Source organism: Burkholderia sp. WAC0059, from assembly GCF_002870125.1.
GTDB lineage: Bacteria > Pseudomonadota > Gammaproteobacteria > Burkholderiales > Burkholderiaceae > Paraburkholderia.
Window position 1 is genome coordinate 1 of sequence record NZ_PNEO01000037.1, and the last position, 19,271, is coordinate 19,271.

Genomic DNA, 19,271 nt, shown 5'->3' on the forward strand with positions numbered 1-19,271 from the left:
CCGCCGCGGCCGTTCTGGCCCGTCGCGGAGGCGCTGGTGTTCTCGGTCATGCGTTGGGCCGCATCGTTCGCGCTCGCCGTCACCGTGATCGGAATGCCCGTGAGCCGCGTGATGCGCTCGGCGAACTCCTGCAGCGACGTCACCGTGCTGTCGAAGCTGGCCGGCTGCGCGAAGACGGCCGGCAGCGGCTCGGTCTTGACGAGCTTGATGGTGCTGTTCGACAGATAGAGCCCGTCGTCGACCACGACGTGATCGTTGTCGTGCACGTGGTTGTTGCCCTGGTGAAGCGAGGCGAGCAACTTGTCCGCGTTGGCGGAGTCGGCCTGGGCGTCGTGCTTCAGGCCGTTCAGCACCGAGCAGCCGGCGACGAGCGAGAGGCCCAGCGCAACGAAGAAAATCCTGATCGCACGCATCAGCCTGCCCCCTCCGGCACTACGCGAAGCACTTTATTCCCCTTGTAAAGAATGACCTGTATCGGCACCTGCGAATGCTGCAGCGCCGCCACGACCTTGTTGAGGGCGTCCTCGAACGAGCCGTGGATGGTGGCGGTGGCATCGACCGGGAAGTCGATCGGCACGTCCCAGACGAACTGCCAGCCGACGCTCTGCGCCCAGCGGTCCATCACGCCCTTGATGGTGCCGTCGGAGATTTCGATCTTCCAGGCCTGGGCGGCCGGAGTCGCGGCGGGTTCGGCCTGGGCCGCTTCGGCGGCGGCCGGCAGCGGCGCGGCCGGGCTCGCCGTTGCGGCCGGCGCCAGGCCGGCCGCGCTGCGTTCGGCCTGGGTCGCTGCGCCCCAAGTTTGCGCGGGCGGCACTGGCGGCACGGCCATGTCGGGCGAGCTGGGCGTAAGCGGTTGCGCATCGGCCAGCGTTTGCTGCGCCGGCGAGGTGGGCGTCGTCGACGTGGACGAAGGCGCGGGGGAGGCCGAAAAGAACCCCGGCGAAGTGATGCGCGGCCGGTCGGCCTGCAGTTGCGCGGCCGAATATTGCGGGACGTCCGTGGCGATCGCCTGCGCAACGATGGGCGGCGTGGTGCCGCCGTTCTGTCCGCCTTGTGGGTTGGAAACGTTTTCCCCGTAGAGCGGCGCGCGCTCGCGCACCGTGATGAGCTGCAGGTCGGTGTTGATGTCGGCCACGAGCCGCGGGTTGGCGGCGAGCATCGTGCGCAGCGTGTCGACGAACGAGCGGCTTGCTCGCCAGCTCACCGGTGCGTCCGCCCAATTGCCGGCGTTCGGCAGGTTGATGCTGTAGGAGCGGGGAACGATGAGGCCGATCGCGCGACGCAGCGCGATGTTCTGGCCGCCGCTCAGAACGTAGCCATGGACTCTCGCGTGGCCCTCGATCCGTACCTGCTGGTCCTGCTGATCCGGTGCGGGGGCCCCGGGGGAGGCGAAGCATGGCTCCGCCAGCGCGCACGACAGTGCGAACAGGAATGCCGAGCATGAAATGAACTTGCCTGCGCGCATTGCAAACCTTGAGTTCCGTTTGTACCGCTCTTGTCCATGTGTACCGCTCGTGTCGAGGTATGCGCCGCCGCGAATGCGCAGAGCTGTGCAAAAAGACGAACGTACTGGATCGTTCCGGTTTGCCGGCCGACTACACGGGAGACTTCGTTTTGCGTCATCGGCCGCAACGATGTCAGTTGCCGCGTGGTTCGACGTCGTTCGCCGTCCGGATCATCGCGTGGGCAAAGCACTGCCGGAGCGCCCGTGGACCCCGAAAAGAAAACGATTGTCGAGAGCGACTCAGGTCGTTGTTGTGAAGCTTGACAATCTTTTACGTTTCTCGGGTCGCACCGCATGCTTTCGCTCTTGCCGCTTGTCTCGGACGGATCGCATCGCGAGTCACCGCGATGCACGCACAACTTGCAGCGCACTACCTTCCGATCTGCATATCGACGCCCAGAGTAAAAACCTTTAGGGCGAAAAAAAAGAAAAAAAACGTATGCGGACCCATAACGAAGCTCGCGAAGAGGCCTGTAATGAAGGTGTCGCGCGTGCGTCACGACCCTCGATCGAGGGTGTCCATCGACGTGACGATGCGAAGGGCGCAAACGTATCAACGCAACAATGAAACACGACGACGTGCGCCGTCGCGATTTTTTAGACTCTCCGGAAAGCCTTGTCCGGCGCGGCTCTCCGGGTATCGGGAGCGCTCTTCTCGGGCCGTTTCGGCAGCCCGCGAGACGGGGCAGAAGGTAACAAAGCATCACAAACACGCGAGGTGCGAACGGCGAAATGGAACTATCGAGCCATGCCTTCACGGCACTCGACATTTCCATCAACGCGGTCGCTCAGTCAGGAGCACATCATGTTCTCGACGGTCTATTTCGCAGTGGTTTCGACGCTTTCTTCTTCCGATGTCGCGCAAACGCTTGCCAGCAAGATGCTGTCGGGACAATGGCAGGACGCCGTGCACGCCGCGGCCCGCCGCGCCGATCCGGAGCTCGCGTCGGCGAAGCCGGCCTACGACGACATTCAGCTCTACGGCGACATCCAACTCGTGCTCGGACGCCACGAAGAGGCCGAGGAAACGTTTCGAAAAGCACAAAAGGCCATTCGCGGCTCGCGCGACGCGATTCGCGTCACGTCGTGCCGCAACACCGGCTGGCAGGCCATGTTCCAGCACAACTTCAACGTTGCGCTGAGCTGCTTCAAGCGCGTGCTCGACGATCAGGACGCCAGCCTCGAGCAGCGTCTCGACAGCCTCGTCGGCATCACGCTCGTGCTGCACCAGCTCGGCTGCATCGAGTCGGTCTGCGCCCGCCTCGCCGAACTGGCGGCGCTCGTCGGCGAAGCCCGCGACGAACGCTGGACCCAGCTCATGCTCGTGCTGCGCCGCGACCTGCTGACCCAATACCACCTGCATTGCTCGGAGCGTCTCGCCGACCACGTCTACTGGCGCTCGGTCGTGCTCGACTTCCTGCCGCGCGAGCTCGGCGACATCGACGCGCCGGCGCCGGCCTGCCCGGACCTGCCCGTGCTCGGCGAACGCCTCGCGTACCTCGACAACCTGCGCGCGCTGGCGGGCGGCAAGACGAACGTCGTCGAAGGCATCGACCAGTACGTGCGCTGGAGCGCCCAGCTCGGCCTCGCCGAATACCGCCGCACGCTGTGCCTCGAAGTCGCGCTCGCCTCGATCGCCGCCCAGGCGCCGGCCATCGGCGAGTCGATGCTCAAGCAGTGCGACAGCACGATGGTGCAGGCCGACCAGCACGCCCGCTGGTACGTCGACTACATCTACTGCCTCGCGAAGGTCCGCCAGCTGCAAGGCCGCATCCAGGAGTTCTCGCAGCTCTACGGCCGCTACGCGTTCGCCTCGATCCGCCACGTGCGGGCCGACAGCGCCCTGATGCCGCTGACGGCCGCCCCCGTGGCGCGCGCGAGCCAGCCGCGTTCGGACGACGTCAGCGCGCGCCTGCCGGGCAAGTACCGCCGCGCCTACCGCTACATGATGGAGAACCTCGACCAGCGCGACCTGTCGGTGCGCGAGATCGCCTCGCACATCGGCGTGACCGAGCGTGCCATCCAGGCCGTGTTCAAGAACCACCTCGGCCTTTCGCCGAGCCAGCTCATCCGCCGTCAGCGCATGGAGCGCATCCACGCGAACCTCGCCGACGACGACGCGCACGTCACGAGCGTGCTCGACGTGGCCAACCGCTGGGGCGTGCAGCACCGCTCGACGCTCATCAACAGCTATCGCAAGCTTTACAACGAAGCGCCGTCCGAAACGCTCGCGCGTTGAGGCCCGCCATGCGCGGCGCCGACACGTTCCGGCAGGCGCGAGGGCTCATGCCCGCGCCGGCCGGAACCGCCGCCGACCCTGGCGTTTCCTTCTCCCCTTTCTCCGTCTTTCGCCAAAACGTTCCATGGATGCAATGGAAACGTTTCCTGGCACTCCAAAGATTGTGCCCGGCGCGAAATCTTGCGCGCCCGCCGTTCATGCCGTGAGACGACGGCCGCGCGGTGCGCCTTCCCTGGCCGGATCGGCGTTGCCCGCCTTATCTAATTAGTAATAGCGGGAAGCAGGCGGGAAACCGGCGAACGCCCGGTCAGTCCTGCCAGAGCGCGTCCATCGCGTCGAGCTGGTTCAGCTTGAGGCTCGTCGACAGGAATTCGCGCTCGCCCAGCGTCTGCTTCTCGGTGCCGGCGTGGATGCCGATGAAGAGTCCCGTCGCGCGCTGCAGGTCCACGCGGTCGTAGGACTTCAGGTCCGCGGGCAGCCACGACTGATTGTCGAGCAGCAGCGCGTCCCATTGCGCGTTGAGCGCGGCGAGGTCGGCGTCGTCGGTTTCGCGCGGCTGGCCGGCGTTGATGCGGTTCTGGATCGCCGCGACCCGGTCCGCGCAGCCGTCGAGCTGGCGCGCCACGTCCACGCGCAGCCGCGAGCGGTGGATGTAGCGCTGGTTGTCGCGACGGTTGTCCCGGAGGTCCGCCACGTAGCTTTCGATCTTGCGGTAGCCGGCCTCGAGGGCGGTCTTCTGCTCGTCTTCCGAAAGGTAGTCGCGCAGCGAGCGGCCGCCCTCGATCGCTTCCTGGAGTTGCTGCGGCCTGACGGGCAGCTTTTTGTAGTCCACGCCCAGCATCAGCGCGAGGTCGGCGTGCGAGCTCAATTCCTTTGCGTAGGCGTCGAGGTTCGTGAACTCCTGCTCGAGGAAGCAGACCGGGTTCACGAGCGCGCCCGCCTCGCGCACGAGCGTGAAGCGCGACGACTTGTTGGTGTCGAACAGGCGCACGCGCACCGTCGCGTCGGTCGTCAACAGGCCGAAGCCCTGCGGGCCCTTGCCGGCGCTGTTGTTGCCGAGGCTGGCGATGAGGCCGGCGCTGGCCGTGAGGCGCGAACCCTCGCCGGCGCGCTGCGTCTCGATGCGCGTGCGGCCCGCCGTGTCGCGGCTCGAAGTCCTCGCGTCGTTGACCGTCTCGTGCGCCAGTCCGGTCTGGAAGCCGACGCGCGCGGTCATGTCGTGGAGCCCGGCCTTGGCGGCGACGCTACCCGATACCGTCGTGCCCGAGCGTCTCGAATGATCGGTCTGGTCGGTCCACTGGACGGACACGTCGTCGTTGTTCAGGAATTGCTCGGCCAGGTCTTCCCAGAGCGCGTTTTCGGCGTCGGCCCACTCGGCTTTCTTCGCCTGGCGGTTGCCGTGCGCGCCGGGCTGTGTCCCGGCCGCCTGCGCCCGGCGGGCCGCGTCCCGCTCCCGCGCGCTGAACAGGAAGTCGTTGACCTGCCTGAACGTGGCGCGCGCCTGGTCTTCCTTGAAGTCGTCTCCTTCGTCGTTGATCCGGCGCGAGACGGCGAGCGAGACGGAGCGCTGTTGGGTGTTCTCGGCCTGCCGGAAGATGCGGCTGATCGCGCCGCCGGCGCGCACCTGGGTGATGCCGACGTCGGAGTCGTGGCCGACCATGAGGCCGACGCCTTCCTGGTCGCGCCAGCGCGTGAGCGTCCCCATCGTGACGCGGTACGACGAACTCGAGCGTCCGTACTCGACGAACGCCTGGCGGCCCCGCGACAGGCGCAGATCGACCTGGGGCGAGAAGACGCCGCCCGCCATGTGCATCAGGTTGGCCACGTTCGCGGAGAAGCCGCGCGTGCTGACGCCCACGACGCCGCCGTCCGCGAAGCGCACCCGGCCGCCCGAACCGATGTCGCCGATCAGCTCGTCGAACGCCTGATGCAGCGACTCGGGCGAGGCGTCCTTCAGCGCGATGCCGTCGCCGCGCGCGATCCGCCGCATCTTCGCGAAGTCCTCCTTCAGCGCGTCCGTGTCGGGCAGGTTCTTGCTCCAGGCTTTCAGCTTGCCGTAGTCGAGCGTTTCGCTGCGGTTCGCGAGCCGCTTGCGCAGCGCCCGGTATGCCTTGCCGCGGCGCTCGGGATCGTCGGACTGCAGCTCGTCGGCGAACCGGCGCAGGGCGGCCCACGTGTGCAGCTCGCGGCTGCCGGCCTCGCGGCTGGGCACGGGCATGGACTCGACGAGCGAGACGGTGCGCGCGGCGACGCGTTCGAGTCCGTCATCGCCGAGCTGCTGGCCGTACTTCGGCGCCTCGTCCCGCTGGCTCCAGACGTCGAGCTCGGCGCGCGCCACGACGTCGCGCTCGGCGCGGGCGATGGTATCGGCGAACGGCCAGCGGCTCAGGTGCGGCCGGAACGGCTCGCTTTCGGTCGCGCTGCGCAGGTCGCCGAGCGCGCCGGGCACGGCCTGGTCGAGCTTCTTGCGCTCCTTTTCGAGCGTGACGAGGTTCGCGGCGCGGATGCCGTTCTTCGCGAGCCCGAGCGGATTCTTGTGATGTCCGGTCGCGCGTTCGAGCGGCCGCAGCGGGTTCTTCAACGTCGACTTCAGCGTCGACATCGGCGTCGCTTCGGCGGCGCGCGGTATCCACAGGCGGACCATGCGCAGCATGCGACCCTTCGCGGCGGCGAGGTCGGTGCCCTGCCCGTCCTCGTAGAAGCCCTGGGTGCCGGCCATCAGCAGGCCTTTCTCGTGCCGCGACAGCGCGCTCACGTCGCCCGTGCGCCAGAGCTTTTCCGCGGCCTGGGTCATGGCGGCGGCGTGCGTGCCCGGCCTCGGCTGGCCGGTTTCGGCGGCGTAGTCGGCGAGCTCGGCCGCGTGCCAGGCGAGGTCCGCCGGCGTCGCGCCGAAGCCGGTCGCGCGGATGGCCGTATCGGCGGCGCGAAACCAGATGCGCGGCGCGTGGCGCGCCGGTCCGGCCGGGTCCGGCCAGTTCGCGCCGGCGATGGCGCGCAGCCGGTCGTAGCCGCTTGCCGTCTGCGAAAGCACCTGCGCCGAGCGCCAGGCCAGCGTCTCCGTTTCGGCCGGGCCCGGTCCGGCGCCAGTCTGGGGCGCCGGTGTCGACGCGGCCGTTCGCCGGTCGGCCGGGGCGCTCGTCGGATCGAGCCCTTGTGCCATGCGTTCGAGCGCCGCGCGCGCTGCGATCGGGTCGCCGTGCGTCGCTTCGGAGAGCGCTTGCGCGAGGATCTGGGCGTCCGAGTGCGCGGCTGCCGGCGAGATGCCGGCCGGCGTGCCGCAGAGTGCCTGGATGCGGCTCGCGAGCTGCAGGCCGGCCTGCGGGTCGGTCGCCCCGACCCCGCTGGGGAAGAGTCGCGTGACCCAGTGCCCGAACCCTTCTATGTCGTTCGCCTGAGCGGGGGCGGCCGCCGCGCGCGCGTCCCTGGTCGCCCTCGTTGCGCCGGGGCCGGTCGGTGCGAGGCCGTTCAGCGCCTTCTCCGTCGTGTCCGCGACGGGCTTCTTGCGTAGCTGGTCGAATCCGGCTTTCTTCCCGAACCCGACGCCCGGCTTGTCGCCCGGCCCGGCGTTCGGCTCGTCGCCCGTCCGGACGGCCGTCGGCCTGAGCGGGCGGGCGGGCACCGTGCGCGCATTGAAGGCGCTGCTCCAGTCCACCTGCAGGTTGCGCACGCCGTCCAGCTTGTGCGAGAGCTTCTGCGCGCGCGGCTTGAGCTTCGAGAAGAAGCCGCCCGCCTCGTCGCGCGACGTCGCGCCCGTCGCCGTGCGCGCCGGAGGCTGGGCGCGATGCGACGAGGCTTCGTCGGAGGCGCCGGACTGGGCGGTCTCCGGCGAACCGGCGGCAGGGGCGGTCCGAAACAGGGATCTCATCGACAGGGTGGGACGGTAGACAACATGTCCCCACTATTGAAAACTCGTGTGACGTGGCCGTGAAGCGATGCGAACCGGCGGCCTGGAATGCGAAGCGCCCGCCCATTCGCCGTGCGTCGGGGGAACCCGTGCGGCGGGGCGCTTCGCTTTTCTGTAAGGCGCTTCGGTCCCGCGCGTAGCGCAGGGGCCGGATCGTCGTAAATTTCATGCACGGGCATGCGCTACTGGGAAAGCGGGCCGAACGAGGCGGGCCGGGCCCGCCATGAAAAAGACGGTCCTTCACGAGGCCCGAATTCGCTTGAAAGGATTGTTCCTTGTCCACTCATCGTCTGAACTTTCTGCGCCGTTCGGCCCCGGAAGCGACCGGGAGCCAGCCCGAGCCGGCCGCGACCGATGCGGCCTCGCAGAGCGGCGCCCAGGTGGGGCCGCAGGCGAGGCACGTCTCGCCGACGCTGAACAGACTCGGGCGGTTCTTCAACAAGGTGCCGGGCCATACGACGCAGATCCTGGCGGGTTTCACCAGGACGAACACGCCTTCCGTGCGGACGCGGCCGAAAGCCGACATCGAACCGTCGGAGCTGCGTGAGCCGCGCGAGCCCGATGCGAACGCGAAGACGGTGCGCAACGCGGACAAGCGCAGGAGCGACGCCGCGGCGGCCCTGACGGGCGGCGCGCGCACGCCGGCGGCGCAGGGCAGGGCGGTAACGCAGGGCAAGACCGCGGCGCAGGACAAGGCGGAGGAGGGCGCACAGGAACCCAAAACGCTGCTCGACAACCGCGACGAGGCGCTGCGCGAGATCGATACGCTCTTTCCGGCAGGCGTGCCGGATGCGGGGCATGCGGGGCGCGGCGACGCTTCGGCCGACGGGCTCGACGACCGGCAACCCGACCGCCGCGAAGCGGCGCTGCGCGATCGCCTCGTGGGGTTCGCCGAGCCCGGCGAGCCGCTCGGCTATGCGAAGCCCGTGCTGATCGCAAGGGCGCTGGCCGAGGCGACGTGGGGCGACAGCGAGCGCGCGAAGCGGGCGCTCGACGTGCTGTCCGGCTCGGACGGCTCCACGGAGGCCCGCGCCGACGCGTTCGCCGCCCAGCGGCTGCTCGCGCGCACGGGCGTCGGGCTCGACGCGCTGCTCGCGATCGGGAATCAGGCTTCGCAGCCGTCGGAGGACGCGCACGACAAGTCCGACGCGGCGGTCCGGCGCGAGGCGACGTCCAATGCGTTCAGCGCGGCCGACGATCTGATCGCGCGGTTGCCCGACCGCCTGTACAAGCCGGCCACGCTGGAGAGCACGGTCGAGTTGGCGCGCGGGTTACTGGACGACGAGACGAGGGGCACGCGCAAGCTCGACGAGCCGACGAAGCTTGCCTGCGGCGCGCTGGTCTGCGCGTCGCAACTGATGGAGAACCCGCAGGCCGAGCCCGCAGCATCGCTGCGCATGCCGTATTTCCGCTGGCGCATGAAGCTGCGCGAGAGCGGCCCGGGTTCGGAGTTCGAGGCGGTCAAGGCGCGTACGTACAAGCTGATGCGCTATGCGGAGCGCGCCGCGGACACGAGCCGGTGGGCGGGCTTCGTACGCGTGTTCGGCTACCAGAAGTCGCCGCTGTCGGCCTACCAGCACGGCATGGCGGGCGGCCATCTCGGGCATCCGGACGAGGATTTCCGCGATTACGTGGCGATCGGGCACGTCTCGGCGCGCATCGAGGCGCAGATCGGCGAGCCGGTCGACGCGCGCAATCCGGAGACGATCCGCCAGGCGGTGCACGTCGAGACGCTCAAGCAGTGGCACGCGCTCGTCGCGAAGAACGGCTGGACCGAGGAGACGAAGCTCGATAAACGCACGCTGGGTGCCGTCGCGCAAAGCGCGGCGAAGCGGCTCGGCATCAGCGAGAAGCGGCTGCGCCAGCAGGGCGCGTTCCTCGAGCTCGAGAAGAACCGCGTCATGAGCACGAACCGGCTCGCGCAATGGGCGCACGAGCACGGACTCGACGCCCCCGAAGGCGAAACGGCCGGCCGGATCGAGAAGATGCGCGAGCTCGACCCGCATGGCGCGCTGCCGAAAGCGAAGCCGAAGCGGGGATTGCGCGGGCGCATGAGCGAAACGGCGGACGAAGTGCTCTCGCACCCGAACGACGACGCGGGCGAGCCGGCCGGGGCGCTGACCGAGAAGGACGCGCTGCAGTCGATGATTACCGTCGCGCAGACCATGCAGCCGACCTGGTCGCTGCGGGCCACCGACGGCGGCCTGCAGGGCGTCGACGCGAACCTCACGATCGGGGCGGCCGGGCCGCTGCCGATTCTCGGCGTCGGTCCCGACGTGGGCCTGGGCCGGGGCCGGACGGCGGTCGTGGAGATCGGCTCGTCGGCGGCGTCCAACTTCATCTTCGTCGGCACCGAGAAGCGCAAGCGCTGGCACGTGGGCGCGTCGGTCACGGCCGGCACGGAATTCTTCAAGAAGCACCTGGCCGTCAGCGGCTCCGTCGACGTGACGGCGATCGCGCGCGAATCGCTCGAACAGCGGGGCGTGATGATCCACGTCATGCAGGACGACGACGATCCCGCTGCCGCGCGCAGACGGCAGATCGAGGTGCTCGAGCGCCTGACGACGATGCCGCCCGGCGAGAAGCCGACGGGCGAGCAGATGTCCGAGGACGACAAAAAAGAGTGGATGTGCCAGCACTTCGTCGACCAGTTCTACAAGGCGCCCGACGTCTCGGTGGGCTGGCTGGACGGACGCGACAGCAAGTACTACAGCGGCGTGTCGGTGATGGGCGGCCCGCGCGCGGTCATGAACGGCTGGAAGGCAGGCATTTTCGGCGAGCTCGACTATCGTCGGGTCTGGAGCGCGCGCAGCGAGACGAAGAGCCAGGGCGGCAAGTTCAGCCGCGACACGGCGGCGAGCGGCACGAGCACGAGCTTCAACACGTCGGCGAACTTTCTCGCCTCGCCGGCTTCGGCCGGCAATTTCAGTTCGCAGAACTGGCACCCGCAATCCATGTCGCTGCCGAGCGTGCCGGTCGTCGGCGTGACGATCCTGCATTCGCACTCGGGCAACCTGATGCGCCTGGGCATTGCGAAGACGGATCAGATGCTGGCCGAGCGCTCGTTCTGGGACGAAATGTTCGTGTCCTACTCGGACTTCGACAAGCACGTCCACGCGCACTGGCCCGATCTCGTCGAGATGCTTTCGGGCGGCAAGCCGGAACTGCGCGAGGCGGCGAATGCGCGGCTGGAGACGTATCTGGCCGAAATAGAGCGCGACGCGGGCAGGGGCAACCAGACCTTTCTGCTGCGGCACGAGATGCGGCCGGAGGCCGCGAAGAAGCTCGACCGGTACGACGCGATGATCGCGGCCGCCGGCAATCAGGACGAGTTCGACCGCTGGCAGGCCGCGAAGCAGCAGACGCTCGAGGCGGCGACGAGCTGGAAGCCGAGGTCGCTGTGCTCGTACGAGACGAACACCAAGGGCCGCACGAAGGGCATGAACTACGTGGTGCAGTTGCAGACCACGAACTCGGTGAGCACGGACCGCGAGCTGATGTTGCTGAGGCTTAGGCCCGCGGCGCTGAAGAAGCGCGCCGGTCTCGAGTCCGGGCTGTCGGCCGGGGGCGGTTCCGGTGCGTCGGCGCCGTCGGCTTCGCGGCCGGCAAGTGAGGCCGGGCCGCTCGATGCGGCGGCCGCTCCGGGCGTGTTTCAGAGGCGTGTCGATCCCGATTCGCGCGATGTGTTCGATTTCGAGTTGCCGGCGCGGTCGGACTCGCGGCGGGCGAGCGGGTCCGAGTCGCTCGATGCGGCGGTCGCTCCGGGCATGCTGCAAGAGCGTGCCGCTCGCGATCCGCTCAACGAGTTCGATTTCGGGTTGCCGGCGCGGTCGGACTCGCAGCGGGCGAGCCGGTTCGAGTCGCTCAATGCGGCGGCCGCTCCGGGCGTGCTGCCGGGGGGAGCTGCTCACAATCCGCTCGACGATTTCGATTTCGGGTTCGATTTGCCGGCGCCGTCGCGTCCGCCGCGGACGAATTGGCCCGAGCTGAAAGGCGAGCCGCCCAGCCGGCCGGTCTACCCCCTGCATCTGCCGCGTACCGCGCCCCAGCACCCGTCGGCGGCGGTGTCGCGTCAACAGTCGACGGGCGGCGAGCCGGCGCGCGCCGCGCAGCCGGTCGGTACGGTTCGCGCGAGCGCGACGGTGTCGCCTGCCACGCCTCAGCCTTCGTCGCTGAGCCGGGGCGCGCAGACGCCGGCGGTGCCGCCCCGACCGGTGCGTCGGCCGGTGCCGGGTAGGAAGCAGAACATCGCGCAGCCCGTCTCGGAGCGCGCCGCGCAGGTTCCGCCGCCTGTGCCGTCGCATCGGCGGACCTCGCCCGGGAACGGACAGGCGCCGGTCGCGCCGGGCATCCGGCCGTCGCAGCAGTTGGGATCGTCGCAGCAGTCGGGATCGATGCAGCAGTCGGGATCGATGCAGCGGCCGGCCCCGTCGTTCGCGCGGCCCGCGGTTCCGCCATCGACGGCGCAGCAGACGCGGATGCCGAAGCAGGGCAACGCCGGCGCGCAGATCTGGCAGATGGCGTCGACGAGCGGGATGACGGCGGAAAAGCTGAAAGACAGGCTCGACCTTCAGAAGATCGAACCGGACGGCAACTGTTTTTTCAATTCGCTGATCGCGTATGGCGAAGCCCATCCGGAATGGGGGAGCGCGCTCAGGCAGGAGATGGGCGGTCGCGCGCTCACGCCCGTCAATGTCCGCAACCATCTCGGCGCGAAAGTGGAGGCGCTGGCCGACCAATTATCGAGGCCGGATCTGCGCGACGAGGAGCGAGATCGTCTCGTCGACCAGAACAACTGGTTGTACGCCGTGAATCGGGAAAACATCAGCAGAATCGATTCCGGCCGGAAGAACGTCCTTGACCAGTACCACGAGCACAAGGAGGCGGCGGTCGAGTTTGCTGCACGCCTCTCGGAGCTCGTGGATCGGCATGGTTGGCTCGTTGACGACGCGCTTTCGGGAAGCGGTGAGGCGGCAGTACGGGCTGCCAGAGCGCAGGGCGTCGACAACGCCACGATAGAAAGGGTATTTGCCGAATACCAGGCTTGCAAGGCGGGGGTGAAGCGGCACGAAAGCCAGGCTGGCGCGCATCTGAAGGAAAACGAATGGCTGCGCGAATTCGTCAACGGCACGATGGTCGACCTTCATTACCTGGCCTACTCGATCAAGCGGAACAACCTCTGGAACAGCAAGGAAGGCGATTTGTTTGCCTACGCGTTCCGGACTCTGGTGAAGCCGATCCACATCGTCTCCGTGGCGCCTGGGAGCATGGATTGGCCGACCGGCGAGATCAAGGCCGACGCGGCCGCCGCACCGATGCTCCTGCTGGAATCCGATCATTTCCAGCTCATAAAAGGCCTCAAGCCCGACGTGCCGCGAGCCGCCTGAACGTGTCGGGCCGTCTTTTTCCGGGCGCCCTCCGTCCCCGCGGCGGCGCCGGTCGCGTCTTCGCGGACAAAGGCAAAGGCCGCGTGGGGTCCGCCCGAGCCCGCGTGCAGTGCCGCTCTTCGCACCGATCGGGCGCATCTTCGCATGTCTCGACAGGACTTCGCTCCGGCGACGGGGCGGGTCTTGCCGCTATGCAATAGTGCTTACGTCAGGTCTTGTGTTGCGGTCGGCGACCGGCGATGAAGCGGGCCGCCAGGCGGTTGCAGTCCGGAAACGGCAAGCGTTCGGCAGTGGCATTTCGGGGCGGACGGGAGCGGCGGCAGAGCGGCGCCGAAGTCCGCAAACGGTTGCACGACGCCCGATGCCGCCTGACCGGAGGGTTGCATGAACGGTTTGATTCTCTTTTTATCAGGCAACGAACAATCTAATCTGCGGGAGGTTGGTTATGTTGAATTCGATCGGAAGTAGTTATTCGATGCCGGGCGCTTATCCCACGGAGGAGTCCCCGGAACTGGACGAAGGTCTTGGCGGCGGCGAGCCGATGAACGCGCAAAGCTCGGCGGGCGCGCTTTCGAGCTACATGAGCCAGAACGGCGGTCAGGCGATGACGCCGAGCCAGCTCTACAACCTCTCGCTCGGCAACCCGGCGCAAAGCGGCGATTCGACGCCGTCGTCGACCGTGCAGCAGGCCGCGCAGTGGATGCTGGGCAATCCGCAGACGTACCAGCAGATCGAGACGCACGACGTGCCGGGCGCGGACGGCATCGCCGGCCTGAACGACATGCAGTGGGCGGCCGAAGGCGGCCTGTCTTCGTCGGGTTCGGGCGAAACCTCCGGTTCGGATTCGCTGGGCGGTTCCGGCGAACTGGGCGGACTCGGCGAACTGGGCGGTTCCGGCGAACTGGGCGGCCTGGGCGACTCCGGCGGCCTCGGTGAATTCGGCGGCGGTTCGCAACTGAACGCGCAAAGCTCGGCGGGCGCGCTCGCGAGCTACATGAGCCAGAACGGCGGTCAGGCGATGACGCCGGACCAGCTCTACAACCTCTCGCTCGGCAATCCGGCGCAAAGCGGCGGTTCGACGCCGTCGCCGGGCGTGCAGCAGGCCGCGCAATGGATGCTGAAGCACCCGCAGGCCTACGAGCAGATCGAGACGCACGACGTGCCGGGCGCGGACGGCATCGCCGGCCTGAACGACATGCAGTGGGCGGCCGAGGGCGGCCTGTCTTCGTCGGGTTCGGGCGAAGCCGCCGGTTCGGGTTCGCTCGGCAGCCTCGGCGGACTGGGCGGCTTCGGTGGCCTCGGCGGCGGCTCGCAACTGAACGCGCAAAGCGCGTCGGGCGCGCTCGCGAGCTACGTGAGCCAGAACGGCGGCCAGCCGATGACGCCGGACCAGCTCTACAACCTCTCGCTCGGCAATCCGGCGCAAAGCGGCGAAGCGGCGCCGTCGCCGGGCGTGCAGCAGGCCGCGCAGTGGATGCTGGGCAATCCGCAGACGTACCAGCAGATCGAAACGCACGACGTGCCGGGCGCGGACGGCATCGCCGGCCTGAACGATCTGCAATGGGCGGCGCAGGGCGGTCTGGGCTCGAGCGGCGGCACGGGCGGTACGGGCGACGCAGGCACCGCAGGCGACGCGGACGGGACGGCCGACGCAGGCAGTTCGGGACTCGGCGGCGCGCTCGCCAGCCTGCTCGGTCTCGGCGGCGGTTCGCAGATGAACGCGCAAAGCGCGGCGGGCGCGCTCTCGAGCTACATGAGCCAGAACGGCGGCCAGGCGATGACGCCGAGCCAGCTCTACAGCCTCTCGCTCGGCAACCCGGCGCAAAGCGGCGGCTCGACGCCGTCGTCGACCGTGCAGCAGGCCGCGCAGTGGATGCTGTCGAATCCGCAGACGTACCAGCAGATCGAGACGCACGACGTGCCGGGCGCGGACGGCATCGCCGGCCTGAACGACATGCAGTGGGCGGCCGAAGGCGGCCTCGGCTCGTCGGGCGACAGCGGCTCGGCGACGAGCGGGGTGTCGAGCGCGATGAGCCAGTTCAATAGCGTCTTCAACAGCATCATGGGGCTGCGGGCCTGAGCGGCCGTGCCGGCCGCGTGTCGGGGCGATGCCCCGCGCAGGGCCGGCATCGGGACGCCGGCGGCCGAATGCGCCGGCGTCTCTCCCGGTCTCGCCCCTTCGGGGGCGTTTTCGTATCGGGCGAGGCGTACGGGCGGGGCCGGTTCCGCGTGACGGTTACGGTTTTCTTTTTGTCTGTATTAAGATCGGTCGCCGGCCGGTGTGACAGGCTTGGGCAGGTTGCCGACGACGTCGCCCGGCGCGGGGAAATGCCGGGCAGTTCGGCCGGGCAGTCCGGACGGGCCGTTCGCGAATCGCCGTGCGGAAGTCTCTTCGGAGAACGGATGTCGATCGAAGCGCCGTCGCGGCGCGATTTTCCGCCGGCGGGTTCTCGATCGCGAGCCCGCCGGCGGCACCAGGCCGGGCCGGCCGCACGCGCAGTCCGCGTCGGCACCGGCGAACGCGAACCATGCCGGTTCGCGGAGAACAGCACTGCGCGACGGAGACGACCGGGCTTTTTCGCGCCGCCGGAAGACGAAGGCCGCGCGAGCCGTGCCGGCCGCATGTGTGAGGCAATCGCGCAGACGAAAGGCCAGCCATGAAATATACCCTTGCCGGCCCCGCCGCCGTCCTGGCGGGCGGGTTCCTGATGATCCTGTCGCTTTCGGCCGCGCTCGTGATCCTGCTCGCCGACGCGTACCGGGACATCGGCAGGCACGCCGAGGACGACGCGGCGCGGCTGGCGTTCGTCGTGGAGCGCGAGATCTCGCGCAACGTGGATCTGCTCGACCTTTCCATCCAGGCCGTCGCCGACGGCGTGGAGCAGCCCGACGTCATGCGCCTGCCGGTTACGCTGCGCGACCAGGCGCTGTTTTCGCGCGCCGCCGCCGCGCGCTACATCCGCAACGTGGCCGTGTTCGACCGGCACGGCAACCTGATCGCCGATTCGCTCGAGACGGGCGCGCGGCCGAGCCGCTCCGAGCGCGTCTCGGCGGCGGACCTGCGCCTCGCGAGGCGCACGAACCAGTTGCTCGTGGGCCATCCCTACATGACGAGCGACACGATGACCCGGCTCGTCACGCTCTCGCGGGCCGTGCGCACGCCCAACGGCCGTTTCGACGGCGTGGTGATCGCCACGGTCAATCTCGACTATTTCTCCGAAGTGCTTTCGGGACTGCAGATCGACGCCCACGGCGTCGTGAGCGTGTCGCTGCGCGACGGCACGGCGCTGATGAGCACGCTCGCGCCCGAGCGCCAGCGGCCCGTGCCCGACAGCTTCGGGCGCTGGATGGGCGAGCGGTTCGCGCAGTGGTTCTCGCGCGCGCTGCACGGCAGTTCCGCCGACGACGCGATCACCGCCCAGCGCACGGTGCCCGGCACGCCGATGATCGTCGACGTGAGCCTGCCCTCGTCGCAGGTGTTCGCCGACTGGAAGCGGCGCTGCGAGCAGGTCGCGATTCTGGGCGTCATCGTTTCGCTGGGCTTTGCCGCGCTGTCGGTCTATCTCGCCTACACGCTGCGCATGCGCGCGCGTCTGGACGCGGTCGTCCAGCGGCTCGCCACGACCGATGCGCTGACCGACCTGCACAACCGCTGGGCGTTCGACCGCGCCTACAAGCACGAGGTCGAGAAGGCGCGCAAGACCGGGCAGCCCATCTCCGTGCTGTTCGTCGACGTCGACCACTTCAAGCGCTTCAACGACCGTTACGGACACGTGGCCGGCGACCGCGCGTTGCAGGCCGTCGCGCAGGTGCTCAAGTCGTCGGTGAGACGCGGCTCGGACTTCGTGAGCCGCTACGGCGGAGAGGAGTTCGTCGTGCTGCTGCCGGGCGTGGACGCGAAGGCGGCCGTGGCGATGGCCGAGCGGCTGCGCCTCGCGGTCGAGGAGCTGGCCATCGCGCACGAGGCCGTCGAGGGCGGCATCCTGACGAGCAGCATCGGCGTGGCGAGCATCGACAACACCGAGGCGCAGCACGACGTCGAGCATCTGCTCGAGGACGCCGACCGCGCGCTCTACTCGGCCAAGGAAGTGGGCCGCAACCGCGTCATGATGTGCATGACGTGACGGGGCCGTACTCGCGGACGCACATAGTCAGTCGTCCGAAGCCGGGCGCAATGGGCGGACGCCGGCAAACCTTTGCGGAAATCCTGTGCAAGGCCGGTCGGCGATGCGCAATCGTTTGGCAGGAGGGGAAACCGGCAGTGACCGGCGATGAGGCGGGAGAGCGGGGATCGAAGGCGGGATTCGGGCGCGTTGCGCGGGCGGCTTGCGTGTTCAGCCGCTACGGCCGGCCGTCATGCCTGATCCGGGTAATTCCGTTTCCAGTTCAGCGTGCCGGACTCGATGCGTCGCGCTGCCGGCAGCGGCGCGTGCGTCTTTTCCGGCGTGCGTAGCGCGCGCAGGATGCGCGAGACGTGCGACTTCGAAAAGCGGATGCCGAACTCGCGCGCGATCAGGTCGCTCAGCGTTTTCTGCGTCCAGTTTTTCGCCGCGAATCCGTGCGCGTTCGGCGTTTCGAGCAGCGCGCGATTGAGCCAGGCGTAAGCGCTGTTGTTCAGCTTCGGCAGCCGGCCGCGGTTGCCCATCGCCGACAGCGCTTCGATTCCGCCGTCGTTGAGGACCCGCTCGTACACGCGCACGCTCTGCAGCGCCGCGCCCGTCTCGCGCGCCACCTCCTCGGGCGGCTTGCCGGCGAGGAGCATGTGCCCCGCGCGCATTCTGCGCGGGGCCGTCTTGCCCATTTCTTCGCTCATGATCCGTATCTCTGAGTGATGTGCCCGTCGTTGGGCACGGCAAGGCGGCGGAGGACCCGCGTATGGAGATGCACGCGTCTTCCGCCCTCGTCAGACCGCGCATCGCGCAAGGCATGCAAGGCGATGCCAACGGTCGAGACTAGAGTGTAGCGGCGTGGTTTTGCGTCGTGAACGCGGACGCGAAAGCGCAAACGATTTTCCGAAACGCGCGTTGCAAAAAAGAAAATCGGACGGCCGATCAGACGGTGAAAAGCAGACCGGTATGGCCGCCGAACAGCATCCACAGCGCGGCGGCGGCGAGGAACGGACCGAACGGCAGCATGGCGTCGCGCCTCTTCGGGCGGATCAGCATGACGGCGAGTCCGACCGCCGCGCCGGCCGAGGTCGCGACGAACACGATGTGCGGCAGCGCCCGCCAGCCGAACCAGGCGCCGAGGGCGGCCAGCAGCTTGAAGTCGCCCTGGCCGAGGCCTTCCCTGCCGCAGCAGTAGCGGAACGCGCGCGCGCCGGCCCACAGCGCGAGATAGCCGGCGGCGGCGCCGATCACGGCAGAGTTGGGCGAGGCGAACAGCGCGGCGCGGTTCACGAGCAGGCCGGCCCAGAGCAGCGGCAGCGTCAGCGCGTCGGGCAGCAGCTTCGAGGTGGCGTCGATGGCGGCCAGCGCGAGCAGCGCGGCGGCGAGCCCGAAGCCGAACAGCGCCTGCCAGTGCGGGCCGAAGCGCCAGAGCGCGAGCACCGCGAAAGCAGCGGTCGCGAGTTGGAGCAACGGCGAGGCCGGGTCGAGCGGCGCGCGGCAGGACGGGCAGCGTCCGCGCAGCAGAAGAAAGCCGGGCACCGGGACGGCTTCGAAGAGACGCATGCGATGCCCGCACGCGGCGCAGGCGGCGCGCGGCATCCAGAGGCTCGACAGCGGTTCATCGGGCACGGTCGGGGCGGGCCGCGGGTCCGACTGGGCGCGGCTCGCGACGAGCGCGTCGATCTGATGCTGCCAGCGGCGCTCCAGCATGGCGGGCAGGCGGCGCACCGCGGCGGCGAGCAGACCGCCGACGAGCAAGCCCCCGAGCACCGCGACGATATAGCCTTGCACGGCCGAAAGGACCGTCGCGAAGCCGTGATAATCGTGCGGCGAGGGGAACGCGACGACGCGGGAAAACATCGACATCCACTCTCCGGTTTTCAGGGCGACCCGGGTCGCTTCGCCGCCACGCGGCGGATTGCATGGCATGTCGCTGAATGGCGGCGTCCGGTTCGGCGGGGCGCGCATGGTTAAGCCGCGTCGTTCCGGGCGCAGCGACGCCGATCTGCCGCCAGCCTATGCTAGGCCCGCCGGGCGGGCGCGGACAGGCCGGATGCGAAGCGGCGGCCTGCTTTGCGAAGAAGCCGGGCGCGCATCGTGGCGAGGGCGCGGAAAAAAGGGGGGGGGG

8 protein-coding genes and 1 pseudogene are annotated in these 19,271 nt (G+C 68.9%); 4 read left to right on the forward strand and 5 right to left on the reverse strand.

What is annotated here, in order from left to right; translation table 11 throughout:
• Positions 1–413 (reverse strand): annotated as a pseudogene (locus CY652_RS23055) (PilN family type IVB pilus formation outer membrane protein); the annotation flags it as partial.
• Complete coding sequence (locus CY652_RS25175) at positions 413–1,465, reverse strand: toxin co-regulated pilus biosynthesis Q family protein (protein WP_374703693.1); 1,053 nt, start codon at positions 1,463–1,465, stop codon at positions 413–415. The pseudogene CY652_RS23055 and the gene CY652_RS25175, both read right to left, overlap by 1 nt.
• A gap of 844 nt (positions 1,466–2,309) precedes the next feature.
• Here CY652_RS25175 and CY652_RS23065 point away from each other — a divergent pair.
• On the forward strand, positions 2,310–3,743 hold the full coding sequence (locus tag CY652_RS23065) for a helix-turn-helix transcriptional regulator (protein ID WP_102133031.1): 1,434 nt from the start codon (positions 2,310–2,312) through the stop codon (positions 3,741–3,743).
• 307 nt (positions 3,744–4,050) lie between these two features.
• On the opposite strand, the gene CY652_RS23070 is transcribed toward CY652_RS23065, so the two are convergent.
• Positions 4,051–7,608, reverse strand: coding sequence for a hypothetical protein (locus CY652_RS23070; RefSeq protein WP_102133032.1), 3,558 nt, complete (start codon positions 7,606–7,608; stop codon positions 4,051–4,053).
• Between the two features lie 314 nt (positions 7,609–7,922).
• Between CY652_RS23070 and CY652_RS23075 the strand changes: the two genes are divergently transcribed.
• The 3 genes from CY652_RS23075 (at position 7,923) to CY652_RS23085 (ending at position 17,158) form a co-directional block, all read left to right on the forward strand.
• Positions 7,923–13,034: a hypothetical protein gene (locus tag CY652_RS23075; protein ID WP_102133033.1), complete on the forward strand. Its 5,112-nt coding sequence runs from the start codon at positions 7,923–7,925 to the stop codon at positions 13,032–13,034.
• A 445-nt stretch (positions 13,035–13,479) separates the two neighbouring features.
• Positions 13,480–15,114 carry a hypothetical protein gene (locus CY652_RS23080; RefSeq protein WP_102133034.1) on the forward strand — a complete coding sequence of 545 codons (1,635 nt, stop codon included), beginning with the start codon at positions 13,480–13,482 and terminating at the stop codon, positions 15,112–15,114.
• Between the two features lie 577 nt (positions 15,115–15,691).
• Positions 15,692–17,158: a GGDEF domain-containing protein gene (locus tag CY652_RS23085; protein ID WP_102133035.1), complete on the forward strand. Its 1,467-nt coding sequence runs from the start codon at positions 15,692–15,694 to the stop codon at positions 17,156–17,158.
• Between the two features lie 230 nt (positions 17,159–17,388).
• Here CY652_RS23085 and CY652_RS23090 read toward each other — a convergent pair whose 3' ends face one another.
• Together CY652_RS23090 and CY652_RS23095 are read right to left on the reverse strand one after the other, a co-directional pair.
• Positions 17,389–17,847: a winged helix-turn-helix domain-containing protein gene (locus CY652_RS23090; protein ID WP_102133036.1), complete on the reverse strand. Its 459-nt coding sequence runs from the start codon at positions 17,845–17,847 to the stop codon at positions 17,389–17,391.
• Between the two features lie 238 nt (positions 17,848–18,085).
• Positions 18,086–19,009 (reverse strand): prepilin peptidase, encoded by a 924-nt coding sequence (locus CY652_RS23095; protein ID WP_258002429.1) that lies wholly within the window; start codon positions 19,007–19,009, stop codon positions 18,086–18,088.
• Positions 19,010–19,271: the final 262 nt, after the last annotated feature.